Genomic DNA, 15,807 nt, shown 5'->3' with positions numbered 1-15,807 from the left:
AAGCTAAGCCCTCCAGCGCCGATGGTACTGCACTCGTGAGGGTGTGGGAGAGTAGGACACCGCCGGACAATCTTCCAGATAGGGCCACCCCTGAACAGGGGTGGCCCTATCTGCATGTGCATTTCCCCCACACCCCACCTGCCCAACCCCCATCCCCTGTTGATCATGAAGTTATTGCCGCGACACGCCGACAGCAATGGCAATAACTTCATGATCAACCATGAGGGGTGGGGTGGGGGCGGGGGCTGGTGCTGTCGGGGTCGGGGTTGGGTCAGTCCCGGGTCTGCATGCCGTCGCGGAGGTCGCGCAGCAGGGAGCCGGCGTCGGTGACCGACCTGCCGGGGAACATCGCCATCACCACGCTGCCGTGATCGGCCCAGCCGCACACCGCGAAGTCGCCACCCTCACCGCTGGTGCTGCCGCACCTCATGACGCCGCCCAGGTCGCCGGCGGGCACGTCCCGTAGGCCGGTCACCGCGCCGGTCTCGTCGGACATCAGGCCGAAGAGGCTGTTCAAGTCGCGCTCGGGCTGCCACAGCAGGGTGGTGCCGCCGAAGACCAGCACCGAGCGCTTGTCGTCGGCCGGGTCGCGGTAGACGGTCCCGAAACTACGGTCCAGGTCGATGTCGGCGGCCAGGCCGCTGCGCAGGTAGTCCGCCGTGCTCTTGGCCCGCTCGCTGTCGTCCCGCGTCAACCCCGCCACCTGCTCGGGTGAGGTGAGCCGGGTGTCCTTCTGCTGTGCCACACGCCATCCGCCGACCCCGAACACGCCCGCCCCCGCGAGACCGACCACCAGCGCGACCGTCCAGCCGATCTTGCGACGCCGGGACCAGCCACCGGAGCGCTCGTCGGGGTCGCCGCCGGTGTCCCGAGTGCTCAGCTGAATCGGCTCCTCGGTCAGTTCGACCGGCTCGCGGCTGTGGTCGAGCGACCGCTCGGTGAGATGTGCGTCGGACATAGCCGACACCGTACGCGAACGAGAGGTGGCGCACGTCAGGTCTGCGGAAGCCCTCCGTAGACTTGTCAGGTGACCGAGAGACTGGATGCCCGACGCCCCGACGCCCCGACCCTTGCCGGCCAGTACCAGCCCGGCGAGGTAGAGCAGCGACGGTACGAGCAGTGGGTAGCCGCTGGGCACTTCCGGGCCTCCGCCGACAGCGACAAGCCCCCCTTCACCATCGTCATCCCGCCGCCGAACGTCACCGGCTCCCTGCACATGGGCCACGCGTTCGAGCACACGCTCATGGACGCGTTGACGCGGCGTAAGCGGATGCAGGGCTTCGAGGCCCTGTGGCTGCCCGGCATGGACCACGCCGGCATCGCCACCCAGAACCTGGTGGAGCGCCAGCTCGCCGCCGAGGGCCTGTCCCGGCACGACCTCGGCCGGGAGAAGTTCGTCGAGCGGGTCTGGCAGTGGAAAGCCGAGTCCGGTGGCGCGATCCTCGGCCAGATGCGCCGCCTCGGCGACTCCGTCGACTGGGACCGCGAGCGCTTCACCATGGACGCCGGCCTCACCCGTGCCGTCCAGACGATCTTCAAGAAGCTCTTCGACGACGGCCTCATCTACCGGGCCAACCGCATCATCAACTGGTGTCCGCGCTGTCTGACCGCGCTCTCCGACATCGAGGTGGAGCACACCGACGACGACGGTGAGCTGATCTCCATCCGCTACAGCGACGAGGTCGTGGTGGCCACCACCCGGGCCGAGACGATGCTGGGCGACACCGCCGTGGCGGTGCACCCCGACGACGAGCGCTACCAGCACCTGATCGGCACCGAGGTGGAGCTGCCGCTCACCGGCCGGCGAATCCCGATCGTCGCCGACGCGCACGTCGACCCGTCCTTCGGCACCGGCATGGTCAAGGTGACGCCCGCCCACGACCCGAACGACTTCGAGATCGGCCAGCGGCACGACCTGCCCGCGCTGACCGTCATGGACGAGCGTGGCGTGATCACCGTGCCCGGCCCGTTCGAGGGGCTGGACCGGTTCGAGGCGCGGCCCGCGATCGTGGCCGCGCTGCGCGAGCAGGGCCGGATCGTCGCCGAGAAGCGCCCGTACGTGCACGCGGTGGGGCACTGTTCGCGCTGCAAGACCACGGTCGAGCCGCGGCTGTCGTTGCAGTGGTTCGTCAACACCGCCCCGCTCGCGCAGGCCGCCGGTGACGCGGTGCGCGACGGTCGGGTCCGCATCGAGCCGGCCGAGCTGGCCAAGCGCTACTTTGCCTGGGTCGACAACATGCACGACTGGTGCATCTCCCGCCAGCTGTGGTGGGGGCACCGCATCCCGGTCTGGTACGGCCCGGCGGGCGAGATCGTGTGCGTCGGCCCCGACGAGACGCCGCCGACCGGTGAGGGCTGGCACCAGGACGAGGACGTCCTGGACACCTGGTTCTCCAGCGGCCTGTGGCCGTTCTCCACCCTCGGCTGGCCGGCAGAGACCCCGGACCTGGCGAAGTTCTACCCGACCAGCGTGCTGGTCACCGGTTACGACATCCTGTTCTTCTGGGTCGCCCGGATGATGATGTTCGGCCTCTACGCGATGGACGGCCGGCCGCCCTTCGACGTGGTCGCGCTGCACGGCATGGTGCGCGACCAGTTCGGCAAGAAGATGTCGAAGTCGTTCGGCAACGTGGTCGACCCGCTGGACTGGATCGACAGGTACGGCGCCGACGCCACCCGGTTCACCCTGGCCCGGGGCGCGAACCCCGGCCAGGACGTGCCGGTCAGCGAGGAGTGGTGCCAGGGCTCGCGTAACTTCTGTAACAAGTTGTGGAACGTCACCCGGTTCGCGTTGATGAACGGCGCGCACACCACCGGTGAGCTGCCGCCCGTCGAACAGCTCTCCACCGTCGACCGCTGGATCCTGTCCCGGCTGTCGCACGTCACCGCCGAGGTCGACGAGCAGTTCGAGGCGTACGAGTTCGCCAAGGTGTGCGACCTGCTCTACCACTTCGCCTGGGACGACGTCTGCGACTGGTACGTCGAGCTGAGCAAGCCGGTGCTCGCCGAGGGCGGTGAGCGCGCGGAGGCCAGCCGTCGGGTGCTCGGGCACGTGCTCGACCAGCTGCTGCGGCTGCTGCACCCGGTCATCCCGTTCGTCACCGAGGAGCTGTGGCTCGCGTTGACCGGCGGCGAGACGGTGCAGGCTGCCGCCTGGCCGGTGGCCGACCGGTCGCTTGTCGACGACGCCGCCGAGGCCGAGCTGGTCGGCGTGCAGCGGGTCGTCACCGAGATCCGCCGGTTCCGTTCCGACCAGGGGCTGCGCCCGACGCAGCGGGTGGCGGCGCGCCTGGACGGACTGTCCGGCGCGGGTATCGCTTCGCACGAGCCGCTGATTCGGTCGCTGGTCCGCCTGGACCCCGCCGGTGACGACTTCCAGGCCAGCGCGACGCTGGCCATGCCCGGCGCGGTAGGTGTCGCGTTGGACACCCGGGGGTCGATCGACGTGGCCGCCGAGCGGGCCCGGCTGACCAAGGACCGCGCGGCCGCCGAGAAGGAGGTCGCGCAGGCTCGGGCGAAGCTCGACAACCCGGCCTTCGTCGGCAAGGCCCCCGAGCCGGTCGTCGCGAAGATCCGCGACCGACTCGCCACCGCCGAGGCCGACCTGGTCCGGATCGACGCTGCTCTGGAGACGCTCACCTCGTGACCGACCGTACCGATTTCGCCGCCGCCGAAGCCGAGCTGAACGCCCGCGGTTTCACCCGCATGGTGTTCGAGCTGGACCGCATCGAGTCGCTGCTCGACCTGCTCGGTAGTCCGCAGCGGGCCTACCCGTCGATCCACCTGACGGGCACCAACGGCAAGACCTCCACCGCGCGGATGATCGACTCTCTGCTGCGGGCCTTCGGCCTGCACACCGGCCGGTACACGAGTCCGCACCTGGAGACCGTCCGGGAGCGGATCAGCCTGGACGGCGAGCCGGTGAGCGAGGAACGGTTCGCCGCGGTCTACGGGGAGATCAAGCCGCTGGCGGAGCTGGTGGACGCTCGGTCCGACGAGCCCCTGACGTACTTCGACATGACGACCGCGCTGGCGTTCGCCACGTTCGCCGACGCGCCCGTCGACATCGCGGTGGTCGAGGTGGGACTCGGCGGCGCCGAGGACGCCACGAACGTCATCCAGGCCGGGGTCTGCGTGATCACCCCGATCGGCCTCGACCACACCGAGTGGCTCGGCGACACGCTCCAGGACATCGCGCTGGCCAAGGCCGGCATCATCCATCCCGGCGCCACCGTGATCTCCGCGGCTCAGGAGGAGGAGGCCGCGCGTCCCCTCCTCGAACGCTGCTCCGAGGTGGGTGCCACCATCGCCCGTGAGGGTGCCGAGTTCGGCGTCCTGAGCCGGGCGGTCGCCGTCGGCGGCCAGGTGCTCAGACTGCAGGGTCTCGGTGGCGTCTACGACGATGTGTTCATCCCGCTGCACGGCGCGCACCAGGCACAGAACGCGGCGGTGGCGCTCGCCGCCGTGGAGGCGTTCCTCGGGGCGGGGGCCCGCCGGCAGCTCGACGTCGAAGCCGTCCGGGAGGGGTTCGCCGCGGCCAGCTCCCCGGGTCGGCTGGAGCGGGTCCGCAATGCCCCGACCGTCCTGCTGGACGGCGCGCACAACCCGCACGGCATGGCGGCGACCGTGACCGCTCTCCAGGAGGAGTTCGCGTTCAGCAAGCTGGTGGCGCTTGTCGGCGTCCTCGCCGACAAGGACGCGAGCAGCCTGTTGGAGCTGCTGGAGCCGGTGGCCGACGTCGTGGTGGTCACCCGCAACAGCTCGCCACGGGCGATGCCGACGAAGGAGCTCGCCGCGCTCGCCGTCGAGATCTTCGGCGAGGAGCGCGTCGAGGTGGCCGAGGAGGTGCCGGACGCGATCGAGCTGGCGGTCGCGCTGGCCGAGGAGGACGTCCCCGGTGAGCTGAGCGGAGTCGGTGTCCTGGTCACGGGTTCGGTGGTCACCGTGGCCGACGCCCGTCGGCTCCTGAAGCGATGACCGGCCCCGAGCGCGACCCGCGCGCCACCGACGACCCGACCGGCCCGTCGCGCGGCGAGGCAGGTCCGTCGCACGGCGAGGCGGGCCCGTCGCGCGGCGAAGCGGGTACGCCCGGATCGCCCGTGGGGGAGTCGGAGGCCGGACAGGTGCGGCGCTCCGGGCTGCGTAACCCGCAGGGCGCCGTCCGGGGCCTCGGCGCCGGCACGCTCGGCCTGGAGGCGCTGGTACTGCTGCTGGCCATCCAGCCGATCCGGGTGGTCGGCGGTGACCTCGGCGGCGCCGCGATCGCCGTGGTGGTGGCCCTGGCGGTGGCCGCCATCCTGCTCGCCGGGATGATGCGCCGCCCCTGGGCGTGGCACGCCGGCACCGTGCTGCAGGGCCTGCTGATCCTGGCCGGGCTGCTGCACTGGTCGCTGCTGGTGTTGGGCATCATCTTCGCGCTGGTCTGGGCGTACGCGCTGCACGTCCGCCGGGTCATCCTCGGCTGACGCCCGACCCGGTTGAGTGATCCGGCCGGGTCAGGCGTCGGCGCGTTCGCGCCACTGGGTCAGGGCGATGCCGTGGCCGTCCGGGTCCCGGAAGGCCGCCGCCCACACCTCCAGCTTGCTGCCCCGGTTGACGACCCTCGGGGCGTACGTGAAGCGGACGCCGGAGTCGCGCAGCCGCCCGTACGCCGCCTCGATGTCGTCCACCTCGAGGTTGACGTGCACGAGCCGGCGGCTGATCGGTGCCGCACCGGTGACCTCGCGCAGCACCAGCCGGGTCGTGCCGAAGGCGAGCACCGCGTTGCCGGTGCCCTGGTCGACCTCGGTGAAGCCGAGCATGTCGCGGTAGAAGCCGAGCGACCGGGACAGGTCGGTGACCAGCAGGGTCAGGCCGACGCCGCTGATCGGGCCGGCCGGGTCGGTCGCCGACGCCCCGTCGTACCCGAAGATCGCCTCGTCCAGGGACTCGGCCGTGACGGTCTCGCGGGCCGCTCCGGCCGGGGTCGGCTCGTCCAGTGGCAGGTCCAGCGGGTCCAGCGGATCCGCGGCGGCCGGACCGGTCCGCTGCGCCGGCGGGGTCTCGGTGGCCCGGTCGGGACGGTCCGAGGTGGCTGCGGTCCGGGCCTCCGCCGCGGCGGCGACGTGGTCGACGCCGGGCTCGCCGACGCGGTCGTGGCCCGTGTCGACAGGGTCGGCGCCGGGCTGGTCGAACTGCTCCTCGGCCGCCGGGCGGGGTGCGGGAGTGGCCCGCCGAGGCAGTCCGGCGCCGGTCTGCTGCTCGACGACGACGCCTTCGAGGACCACCGGGCCGCCGGGGGCCCGGCTCACCACCACCGGCTCGCGCTCGTCGGGGGCCCGGTCGTCGCGCAGGGGATCGGGGCCGCGCGGGTCGCGGAACGGGTCGCCGCCGCGCGGGTCGCGGAACGGGTCGGGGCCGCGCGGGTCGCCGAACGGGTCGCCACCGCGCGGATCGCGGAAGTCGTCGTCCGGCGCGCGGTCCGCCCACGGCGGGGCGTCCTGCTCGATCAGCACCTCGTCCACGGGGTCGATGTCGCCGAACTCGGGCGGGAGGTCCGCGACGGCCGCGGCGGTCTCGGCGTGGGTGGGCACCTCGTCCCAGAGGACCTTGATGTGCCGCTGGTCGTCGAGAGCGACCCGGATGGGCAGGGTCTGGCCCAGCGACGGCCACTTGGAGACCGGCACCCGCGGCTCGATGATCTTCTTGGATCGGGGTGGCAGGCCGGGCGCGTCGATGACGAGTTGCAGCTCGCACCGGCCGAACGCGTACTGGGTGGGTGGCTCGGAGGCGCTGTGCACGTGCGCCACGCCGACGACCCAGGTGCGCCCGCCGCCCTTCACCGTGGCCAGTGCGATCGCCAGCACCAGCAGGGCGACACCGAGGGCGACGATGGCCCAGCTGGTCATGCCCAGCCCGAAGAGGACGACGAAGGTGGCCACGGTGCCGAGCACCGTGCCGACCAGCTTGCGTACCGGCGCGATGGGCCGGTTCCCGCCATTCGCCACAGTGGACCTCCCGGGGGTCAGGGCCAGGCTAGGCCGGATCGGCCACCGGTGGAAAGACCGGCCGCCGCGCCGGTGCCGGGACCGGGTCGCTACGCTGACCGTACCGACCCCGAGCGTTCTGCGCGTACAGGAGGAACCCAGCGTGTCCAGCAACAGCCCGGAAGAGCGCAGCCTCGTGCTGATCAAGCCCGACGCGGTCCGCCGCGGTCTGGTCGGCGAGGTCCTCTCCCGCTTCGAGCGCAAGGGGCTGCGGATCGACGCGATGGTGCACCGGACGATGGACGCCGCGCTCGCGGACGCGCACTACGCCGAGCACGTCGACAAGGCGTTCTACCCCCCGTTGAAGGACTTCATGACCGGTGGCCCGCTGGTCGCCCTGGTCCTCTCCGGCGACCAGGTCATCGACGTGGTCCGTGGGTTGGTCGGCGCGACCGACGGCCGCAAGGCCGCCGCCGGCACCATCCGCGGTGACCTGTCGCTGTCCAACCGGGAGAACCTGGTGCACGCCTCCGACTCGCCGGACAGCGCCAAGCGCGAGATCGCGCTCTGGTTCCCCGAGCTGGGCTGACCGCGTCGGGTTCAGTCGACCGGCGGTAGCTTCTCCGGGTTGCCCACCACGTAGATCCCGGTGATCCGACCGGCGGCGGCGGTGACGGTCATCGTGTAGCGGCCGCCGTCGCCGCGGGTGAGCAGGATGGCGGGTTCGCCGTTCAACTCGACCCGCCGCGCCGTCCACTCGCGGCGTGGGCCGTAGATCCCGGCGTAGAACCGGGCGACCCGGTCCGCACCGTGCACCGGGTTGCGCGCGGAACGCACTCGACCTCCACCGTCGTTCCACGCCGTGACGTCCGCGGCCACCAGACGGGTGAGCGTCGCCAGGTCGCCGTCGCGGGCGGCGGCGAGGAACGCCTCCAGCAACCGTTCACGTTCCGACCGGCGGGCCGTGAAACGGCGGTCGTCCTGGTGTACGCGTGTGGTCGCCCGGTGGTGCAACTGCCGACAGTCCTCCGGGGTCCGGTCCAGGATCTCCGCGATCTCGGCGTACGGCATGTCGAACGCGGTGCGCAGGACGTACACGGCGCGCTCCGGGGGCGTGAGCCGTTCCAACACGTGCAGCAGCGCGGTGGACAGCGAGTCCCGCAGCTCCACGCGGTCCAGCGGGCCGAACGGCGAGGGCTCGGTCGGCACCGGTTCGGGGAGCCACGGTCCGACGTACGTCTCGCGGGCCGCCTGCCGGGACCGCAGCCGGTCCAACGCGAGCCGGGTCACCACCCGGGACAGGTAGCGGCGCGGCTCGGCCACCGTCGAGCGGTCCACGCCCAGCCAGCGCAGGTACGCCTCCTGGAGCACGTCCTCCGCGTCGTGCCGGCTGCCGAGCAGCCGGTAGGCGAGCCCGAGCAGCATCGGCCGGTGCGCCTGGAGCGCACCGGCCGCCTCTGCCGCCTCGGTCGTCACACCTGTGCCGGGGGCTCCGTGTGCGTCGTCACGGCGATGCGATTCCACACGTTGATTGTGGCGATCGCGAGGACCAGGTCGGCCAACTCCTTCTCCGACCAGACCTTCGCGGCGGCGTCCCACACCTCGTCCGACACGCCGTGCTCGCCGAGCCGGGTCACCGCGTCGGTGAGCGCCAGCGCGGCTTGCTCCCGCTCGTCGAAGAACGACGGCGCCTCCCGCCAGGCGGCCACCGCGAACAGCCGCCGGCTCGACTCGCCGGCGGCGAGGGCGTCGCGGCTGTGCATGTCCACGCAGTACGCGCAGCCGTTGAGCATCGACGCCCGCAGCTTGACCAGCTCCAGCACGGTGTGGTCGACGTTCGCCTGGACGTACTTCTCCAGGCCCGACACGGCCTGGTATCCCTGCGGCGCGACCTCGAAAAGCTTCATCCGTTGCACAGCAACCTCCTTGATCGGTTCGACACCGCTACGACGGTCCGATCCGGCCGCGCTGTGACAACCGGGGCTATGAGCCCGGTCACTCGGCTGGGTCAACCGCGGGTCGCGGGGACGGTGTCCGGGAGCACCTCGCGGGGGCGCGGGATCCGGACGAGACCGTCGACGTCGCCGGGTAGGCGGTCCTGGTCGCGGGGTGCGGGTCGGGACACTCGTGCCGCCAGGTCGCGGCCCACCTTGATCATCGGTAGCTCGACCCAGCGGTAGAGCACGTCCGCGAGGACCAACGCCACCACGACGGCGCCCACGAAGATAACGGTGCTGTGCCGCCCCAGCGCGGGCAGCAGCCCGACCGCCGCGTGCGCCGCGATGGACTGGACCAGGTACATCGAGTACGACCGTTCGCCCACGAACACCAGCGGCCGCAGCCCCAGCACACGGGCCGGGACGCTGCGCGACAGCAGAGCCGGCAGCAGCAGCGCGGCGGCCGCCGCGTAGCTGCCGATGAGCGCCTCCTGGCCGAGGCGGACCGGCCAGTACCGCACGGCCACCTGCACGGCGGCGAAGGCCACGATCACCACGCTGGCGGTGACCGGGTGGGTCAGCGGCCGGAGGAGGGCGAAGCCGCGCGGGTGGTGCATCAGCACGGCGGTCAGGCAACCGAGCAGGATCGCCACGTAGTGGATGGGCCAGCTCAGCCAGGCGATCTCCGGCGGGATCAGCGCGACGAGGAGCACGAGGAGCCCGAGGGTGACGGCGAGCCGGCGACGGAAGGCGCCGGTCACCAGCACGAAGGCGATCGCCGGCCAGAGCAGGTAGAACTTCTGCTCGATCCCGATCGTCCAGGAGTGCAGGTACGGGGCGTTGGCCGGCAGGAAGTCGTTGAGCAGGAGCAGGTAGTACGCCAGTGCGCGTTCGACCGCGTCGGCAGTGCCGTTGAGCCGGGCCAGCGCCCAGGTCAGCAGGAGCACGAGCAGGTACACCGGCATGATCCGGAAGAACCGCCGCAGGTAGAACGCGCGCAGCGAGACCCGCCCGTAGCGGTGCTCCTCCCGCAACAGCAGCGTCGTGATGAGGAAACCGGAGAGCACGAAGAACAGGTGTACGCCGATCCAGCCCGTCAACCAGGCCCAGGACGGGCCGCCGAAGTGGAAGGCGAAGACCATGACGGCCGCCACGGCCCGCAGGCCGTCCAGCGCGGGGAATCGACGCATGGCCTGGAACTCGTCGTGGTTGAGCGGACGCACCGGCGAAGTCTGCGCGAGCCGGTCACCGGGGTCAAGCCGCGCTGGTAGCCCGTTCGCGCCCTTCGGACAACAGGCGATCCGGCGCCCGTCACCCGGACCGCCGACCGCGGTCAGGGCGACCCGGGCGCGCCGGCCGGGCGTGAGCTGGAGTTCGCCGAGGCGCTGCGGGCCACCCATCGGGCCGGGGTCACCGGCATGGTCTTCCTCACGGCCGACGTGCACTATTCCGCCGCGCACCACTACGACCCCTCCCGTGCGGCGGTCGGCGACTTCACGCCGTTCTGGGAGTTCGTCTCCGGGCCGGCGCACGCCGGCGCGTTCGGCCCGAACGCCCTCGACGGCACGTTCGGTCCGCGGGCGGTCTTCGTGCACGCCCCACCGAGCGCGAACACCTCCCCGGCGGAGGGCTTCCAGCACTTCGGCGAGGTCCAGATCGACGGCGATTCCGGGGCCCTCCCAACCCCCTAACCCCTCGGTCGCCTTCGGTTGATCATGAAGTTGTTGCCATGACACGCCGACCCGGACGGCAATAACTTCATGATCGACGAGGTGGGGTTTAGTCGGGGGCGGGGTGGGGGGTTGGTCTTGTATCGTTGTGCTTCGTATGGCGATGAACCGGCTATCACCGGTGAGCCTCCGGAAGAACAGCCGGGTAACCGGCCCAGTAGAACCGGACGGGTGCGGCCCGTCACAGCCGGCCAATGAGCGGGCGGTCGATCCTGACCGCCAAGCGGGGTGGTACCGCGGACCACCCGGGAGCGCCGTCGTCGGCGTACCCCGGAAGGTTCGTCCTCGCAGACCCACGTTGCGTGAGCTGCATGAGGAGAGCGACCCCCGATGGCCTATCCGTTGCACGACCCGACCGCCGCCGGTGTCCCGGCGAGCCCGGACCTGCCCGCGGTCGAGCGCCGGGTGCTGGAGCACTGGACGGCCGACAAGACCTTCGAGGCCAGCATCGAGGCCCGCCCGGCCGGCGACGACGGCACGAACGAGTACGTCTTCTACGACGGTCCGCCGTTCGCCAACGGCCTGCCGCACTACGGCCACCTGTTCACCGGGTACGTCAAGGACGTGGTGCCGCGCTACCAGACGATGCGCGGGCGGCACGTCGAGCGGCGCTTCGGCTGGGACTGCCACGGTCTGCCCGCCGAGGTGGTGGCCGAGAAGCAGCTCGGCATCACCAGCAAGGCGGAGATCATCGACCTGGGCGTGGCCCGGTTCAACGAGGCGTGCCGCACGTCGGTGCTGGAGTTCACCCAGGACTGGGAGCGGTACATCAACCGCCAGGCCCGCTGGGTCGACTTCACCAACGACTACAAGACCCTCGACCTGGACTACATGGAAAGCGTCATGTGGGCCTTCAAGACCCTGCACGACAAGGGTCTGATCTACGAGGGTTTCCGGGTGCTGGCGTACTGCTGGCGCTGCGAGACGCCGCTGTCGAACACCGAGACCCGGATGGACGACGTCTACCGGGACCGGCACGACCCGACGCTTACCGTGTGGTTCGGGCTGACCGCCGACGAGTCCGCCCCGGAGCTGGTGCGCGGGCCGGTCAAGCTGGGCGTCTGGACGACCACGCCGTGGACCCTGCCGTCGAACCTGGCGCTCGCCGTCGGGCCGGACATCGAGTACGCGGTGCTGGAACGCGACGGGGAACGGTTCGTGGTGGGCGCGGCGCGGGTGGCCGCGTACGCCAAGGAGCTGGACGGGTACGAGCAGGTCGGCACGGTGTACGGCCGGGACCTGGTCGGACGCCGCTACACCCCGCTGTTCGACTTCCTCGTCGAGCAGGCCGGCGAGAACGCGTACCAGGTGCTGGGCGCGGAGTTCGTCACCACCGAGGACGGCACCGGGATCGTGCACCTCGCCCCGGCGTTCGGTGAGGACGACCAGAACGTCTGCAACGCGGCCGGCATCCCCACCATCGTCACCGTGGACGACCACACGCGGTTCACCGCGCTGGTGCCGCCGTACCAGGGTGAGCAGGTCTTCGACGTCAACAAGCCGGTGATCCGGGAGCTGAAGGATCGGGGGGTGGTGCTGCGGCAGGACACTTACACCCACTCGTACCCGCACTGCTGGCGCTGCGACACCCCGCTGGTCTACAAGGCGGTGTCGTCGTGGTTCGTCGCCGTGACGAAGTTCCGGGACCGGATGGTCGAGCTGAACCAGGAGATCAACTGGACGCCCGGCCACATCAAGGACGGCTCGTTCGGCAAGTGGCTGGCGAACGCGCGGGACTGGTCGATCAGCCGGAACCGGTTCTGGGGCTCGCCGATCCCGGTGTGGAAGTCCGACGACCCGAACTACCCGCGCCTGGACGTCTACGGCTCGCTCGCCGACATCGAGCGGGACTTCGGCGTACGCCTGACCGACCTGCACCGGCCCGAGGTGGACGACCTGGTCCGCCCCAACCCGGACGACCCGACCGGTCAGTCGATGATGCGCCGGGTGCCGGAGGTGTTGGACTGCTGGTTCGAGTCCGGGTCGATGCCGTTCGCCCAGGTGCACTACCCGTTCGAGAACGCGGACTGGTTCGAGCACCACTACCCGGGTGACTTCATCGTCGAGTACATCGGGCAGACCCGCGGCTGGTTCTACACGATGCACGTGCTGGCCACCGCGTTGTTCGACCGGCCGGCGTTCCGCAACTGCCTGAGCCACGGCATCCTGCTCGGCTCGGACGGGCGCAAGATGTCCAAGAGCCTGCGCAACTATCCGGACGTCTACCACGTCTTCGACGCGTACGGCTCGGACGCGATGCGCTGGATGCTGATGTCCTCGCCGGTGTTGCGGGGCGGGGACATGGCGGTCACCGAGACGTTGATCCGCGACGCCGTGCGACAGGTGCTGCTGCCGCTGTGGAACGTCTGGTACTTCTTCTCGCTCTACGCCAACGCCGACGGCTACCGGGCCAAGCGGAGGACCGACGCTGAGCCGACCGGCGGCGGCGACGCCGCGGGCACCCTGCTCGACCGGTACATCCTGGCGAAGACGAACGAGCTGGTGTCGACGGCCTCCGCGCAGATGGACGCGTACGACATCTCGGGCGCGTGCGCCACCGTGCGGTCCTACCTGGACGCGCTGACCAACTGGTACGTGCGCCGCTCGCGGGACCGGTTCTGGTCCGGTGACGCGAACGCCTTCGACACGCTGTCGACCGTGCTGGAGACGCTCTGCCGGGTGGTGGCGCCGCTCGCGCCGCTGACCGCGGAGGAGATCTGGCGTGGGCTGACCGGGGAGCGCTCGGTGCACCTGACCGACTGGCCGGAGGCGAGCGAGTTCCCGGCCGACCACGACCTGGTGGCGGCGATGGACAACGTCCGGGCGGTCGCCTCGGCGGCGCTGTCCCTGCGCAAGGCCAAGGGGCTGCGCGTACGGCTGCCGCTGTCGACGTTGACGGTGGCCTCGCCGGCGGCGGAGCAGTTACGTCCGTTCGCCGACCTGATCGCCGACGAGGTCAACGTGAAGGCGGTGGAGTTCAGCGCCGAGCTGTCCGCGTACTGCGAGCAGGTCTTGACCGTGGTGCCGCGGGCGCTCGGTCCGCGCGTCGGCAAGCAGGTCCAGCAGGTGATCAAGGCGGTCAAGGCGGGCGAGTGGGAGTTGGTCGACGGCGCCCCGGTGGCGGCCGGCATCACCCTGGCCGAGGGCGAGTACGAGCTACGTCTCGTGGCGGCCGACGCCGAGCACTCGGCGCCGCTGCCCGGCGGCGAGGGCGTGGTGGTGCTCGACACCGAGGTCACCCCGGAGTTGGCCGCCGAGGGCCTGGCCCGCGACGTGGTGCGGGTGGTGCAGCAGGCCCGCCGCGACGCCGACCTGGACGTGTCGGACCGGATCGTGGTGTCGGTGTCGGCGTCCGAGGAGGTACGCGCCGCGGTGGCCGCGTACATGGAGTTCGTGTCGGGTGAGGTGCTGGCCGACTCGGTCGACTTCGCCGAGGGCCTCGACGGTTTCGCCGGTGAGGTGGGCGAGGGCGAGCGGGTGGCGGTCACCGTCCGTCGGTCGTAGGGCACGGACGCGAACGCCTCCACACCTGGTGTCTGCTGGGTGTGGAGGCGTCCGCTACCGTGACACCGCCTGTTCGCACCTCATCTGCCGGAGGACCAGTGCCCCTGCTCTACACCATCGGCAAGCTCACCGTGGCGCCCGCGCTGCGGTTGGCGTTCCGCCCGGCCGTGGAGGGTCTGGAACACGTGCCGGAGACCGGCGGCGCTATCTTCGCAGGCAATCACCTCTCGGTGGCTGACGAGCTGTTCCTCGGCACGGTGGTGCCCCGGCACCTGGCGTTCTGGGCCAAGTCGGAGTACTTCACGGGCACCGGCGCGAAGGGCGCGTTCTCCAAGTTCGTCCTCACCGGTCTGGGCGCGATCCCGGTGGAGCGGGCCGGTGGGCGTGCCGCGTTGTCCGCGTTCGACGCCGCCATCCCGGCACTGCGGGGTGGTGACCTGGTGGTGGTCTACCCGGAGGGCACCCGCTCCCCGGACGGCAAGCTCTACCGGGGACGCACCGGTGCGGCCCGGCTGGCGATCGCCGCCGGCGTGCCGATCATCCCGGTGGGCACGGTCGGCACGGACAAGGCGCAGCCGATCGGCGCCCGGGTGCCCCGCCCCGGCACCGCCAAGATCACCGTCAAGTTCGGTAAGCCGCTGGACTTCACCGGCCGCCCGGACGACCGCGCCTCGCTGCGGCAGATGACCGACGAGGTGATGAGCGAGATCCAGAAGCTCACCGGCCAGGAGTACGTCCCGCGCTACGCCCCGAAGCGCGCCGACACCGATCCGGCCGGCGACGCCTGACCCGCGGCCCCTCCGCACGCGGGGCGCGACGCGTCTCGCGGGAGGCAGTCGCGTTGGACGGAGGTATACCTGTGAGACATATCTATGACTCACAGGCATACGGCTCTCCGGCGCAGGCCGTCCGGGTGACCTCACGCAGCGGCACGGACGGCGTTCAGCCCTGCTTGGGCTGGACGATCTGCGTACGCAGGGTGTCCAGCAGCGTCGCGCTGTCCGAGACGGAGAGCCGGGTGAACACCCCGGTGGCGATGCTGCCGTGGTCGACCGAGGTGCACACCACCACGTCGCCGCCGGCGGGCCGGCCGACCGCGCAGCGCTCGTAGCGACCCCGTACGCCGGTCTGCACCGTCTCGGGCGCCTCCAGCGCGTAGCGGTCACCGAGTCGGGTGATCTCCTCGTCCGCGTCCGCCTCGGGAGTCAGTCGGAAGCCGGTGCCGCCGAAGACCGTCACCCGCTTGCCGTCCGCCGTCGCGTAGACGCCCGCGAAGGTGTCCTCGGCCAGCCAGTGCTCCTGGCGAACCTCGCTCTCCAACTGCTTTGCCGTCTCGGCGCTGCCGTCGTCCTGACGCAGGCTCAGATCGGCGACCTGCTCGGGCAGCGCGGCGCGGGCCGGGTACTGGGACGAGACCGGCAGACCGTAGTAGGCGGGGCACCCGCAGCAGCAGGCCAGGCTCAGCAACAGCAGCCAGGGCCAGCGACGCCGTCGGCGTGCCGGAGGGGGCGCGTACCCCTTGGGGGCCTCCCCGCCCGGCGGCGGTGTGGCCGACCGCCGGCCCCGGCGCTGCTTCGGCCTTGCTTCTGCGACCGGGAAGAGTCTGTTACCCATGTCTTCGCGGCAGTGGGGTCTATTTACTAGTCTGACGCGAACCTGGCCGCGTCCTGC

The 15,807-nt window shown here is 71.2% G+C and carries 12 protein-coding genes and 1 pseudogene; 7 read left to right on the top strand and 6 right to left on the bottom strand.

The genetic code is table 11. From position 1 onward, the window contains the following. Positions 1-271: 271 nt before the first annotated feature. Positions 272-958 (bottom strand): hypothetical protein, encoded by a 687-nt coding sequence (locus ABZV06_RS31125; protein WP_355248271.1) that lies wholly within the window; start codon positions 956-958, stop codon positions 272-274. 69 nt (positions 959-1,027) lie between these two features. On the opposite strand from ABZV06_RS31125, the gene ABZV06_RS31120 reads away from it, so the two are divergent. The 3 genes from ABZV06_RS31120 to ABZV06_RS31110 are packed head-to-tail and all read left to right on the top strand — an operon-like array spanning position 1,028 to position 5,465. Then, entirely contained in the window at positions 1,028-3,646 is a 2,619-nt protein-coding gene (locus ABZV06_RS31120; protein ID WP_355248269.1) for a valine--tRNA ligase, read from the top strand. Next, positions 3,643-4,977 carry a folylpolyglutamate synthase/dihydrofolate synthase family protein gene (locus ABZV06_RS31115; RefSeq protein WP_355625796.1) on the top strand — a complete coding sequence of 445 codons (1,335 nt, stop codon included), beginning with the start codon at positions 3,643-3,645 and terminating at the stop codon, positions 4,975-4,977. Before ABZV06_RS31120 ends, ABZV06_RS31115 begins: the two co-directional genes overlap by 4 nt. Continuing rightward, positions 4,974-5,465 (top strand): DUF4233 domain-containing protein, encoded by a 492-nt coding sequence (locus tag ABZV06_RS31110; protein WP_355625794.1) that lies wholly within the window; start codon positions 4,974-4,976, stop codon positions 5,463-5,465. Before ABZV06_RS31115 ends, ABZV06_RS31110 begins: the two co-directional genes overlap by 4 nt. Positions 5,466-5,495: 30 nt before the next feature. Here ABZV06_RS31110 and ABZV06_RS31105 read toward each other — a convergent pair whose 3' ends face one another. Next, positions 5,496-6,986 (bottom strand): VOC family protein, encoded by a 1,491-nt coding sequence (locus ABZV06_RS31105; RefSeq protein ID WP_355625792.1) that lies wholly within the window; start codon positions 6,984-6,986, stop codon positions 5,496-5,498. A gap of 142 nt (positions 6,987-7,128) precedes the next feature. Between ABZV06_RS31105 and ndk the strand changes: the two genes are divergently transcribed. Then, complete coding sequence (gene ndk / locus ABZV06_RS31100) at positions 7,129-7,554, top strand: nucleoside-diphosphate kinase (RefSeq protein WP_355248259.1); 426 nt, start codon at positions 7,129-7,131, stop codon at positions 7,552-7,554. Between the two features lie 11 nt (positions 7,555-7,565). On the opposite strand, the gene sigJ is transcribed toward ndk, so the two are convergent. The 3 genes from sigJ to ABZV06_RS31085 all read right to left on the bottom strand — a co-directional run bounded on the left by sigJ (position 7,566) and on the right by ABZV06_RS31085 (position 10,092). After that, positions 7,566-8,441: an RNA polymerase sigma factor SigJ gene (sigJ, locus tag ABZV06_RS31095; protein WP_355625790.1), complete on the bottom strand. Its 876-nt coding sequence runs from the start codon at positions 8,439-8,441 to the stop codon at positions 7,566-7,568. Continuing rightward, positions 8,438-8,881: a carboxymuconolactone decarboxylase family protein gene (locus ABZV06_RS31090; protein ID WP_355625788.1), complete on the bottom strand. Its 444-nt coding sequence runs from the start codon at positions 8,879-8,881 to the stop codon at positions 8,438-8,440. Before ABZV06_RS31090 ends, sigJ begins: the two co-directional genes overlap by 4 nt. Positions 8,882-8,973: 92 nt before the next feature. Beyond that, positions 8,974-10,092 (bottom strand): acyltransferase, encoded by a 1,119-nt coding sequence (locus ABZV06_RS31085; protein WP_355625798.1) that lies wholly within the window; start codon positions 10,090-10,092, stop codon positions 8,974-8,976. A gap of 144 nt (positions 10,093-10,236) precedes the next feature. Between ABZV06_RS31085 and ABZV06_RS31080 the strand changes: the two are divergent. From ABZV06_RS31080 to ABZV06_RS31070, 3 genes and pseudogenes are all read left to right on the top strand, one after another. After that, positions 10,237-10,593, top strand: a pseudogene (locus ABZV06_RS31080) (alkaline phosphatase D family protein); the annotation flags it as partial. A 369-nt stretch (positions 10,594-10,962) separates the two neighbouring features. Further along, the gene (gene ileS, locus ABZV06_RS31075) at positions 10,963-14,136 is read left to right on the top strand and encodes an isoleucine--tRNA ligase (RefSeq protein WP_355625786.1); all 3,174 of its coding nucleotides are present in this window, start codon (positions 10,963-10,965) and stop codon (positions 14,134-14,136) included. Positions 14,137-14,234: 98 nt separating this feature from the next. After that, complete coding sequence (locus tag ABZV06_RS31070) at positions 14,235-14,924, top strand: lysophospholipid acyltransferase family protein (protein WP_355248248.1); 690 nt, start codon at positions 14,235-14,237, stop codon at positions 14,922-14,924. Between the two features lie 154 nt (positions 14,925-15,078). Here the strand turns inward: ABZV06_RS31070 and ABZV06_RS31065 are convergent, their stop codons facing one another. Further along, positions 15,079-15,750, bottom strand: a complete 672-nt coding sequence (locus ABZV06_RS31065; protein WP_355625784.1) for a hypothetical protein — start codon at positions 15,748-15,750, stop codon at positions 15,079-15,081. Between the last annotated feature and the right edge of the window lie 57 nt (positions 15,751-15,807).

The organism is Micromonospora sp. NPDC005172 (assembly GCF_040608555.1).
Taxonomy (GTDB): Bacteria; Actinomycetota; Actinomycetes; order Mycobacteriales; family Micromonosporaceae; genus Micromonospora.
The sequence above is the reverse complement of the archived record's forward strand: the minus strand, read 5'-3'. Positions and strand labels throughout refer to the sequence as shown.

Excerpts from the sequence above, each read along its gene's own strand:
- ABZV06_RS31125 (WP_355248271.1), bottom strand. The coding sequence starts at position 958 with ATGTCCGACGCACATCTCACCGAGCGGTCGCTCGACCACAGCCGCGAG.
- ABZV06_RS31110 (WP_355625794.1), top strand. The coding sequence starts at position 4,974 with ATGACCGGCCCCGAGCGCGACCCGCGCGCCACCGACGACCCGACCGGC.
- ABZV06_RS31085 (WP_355625798.1), bottom strand. The coding sequence starts at position 10,092 with ATGCGTCGATTCCCCGCGCTGGACGGCCTGCGGGCCGTGGCGGCCGTC.
- ileS (WP_355625786.1), top strand. The coding sequence starts at position 10,963 with ATGGCCTATCCGTTGCACGACCCGACCGCCGCCGGTGTCCCGGCGAGC.
- ABZV06_RS31065 (WP_355625784.1), bottom strand. The coding sequence starts at position 15,750 with ATGGGTAACAGACTCTTCCCGGTCGCAGAAGCAAGGCCGAAGCAGCGC.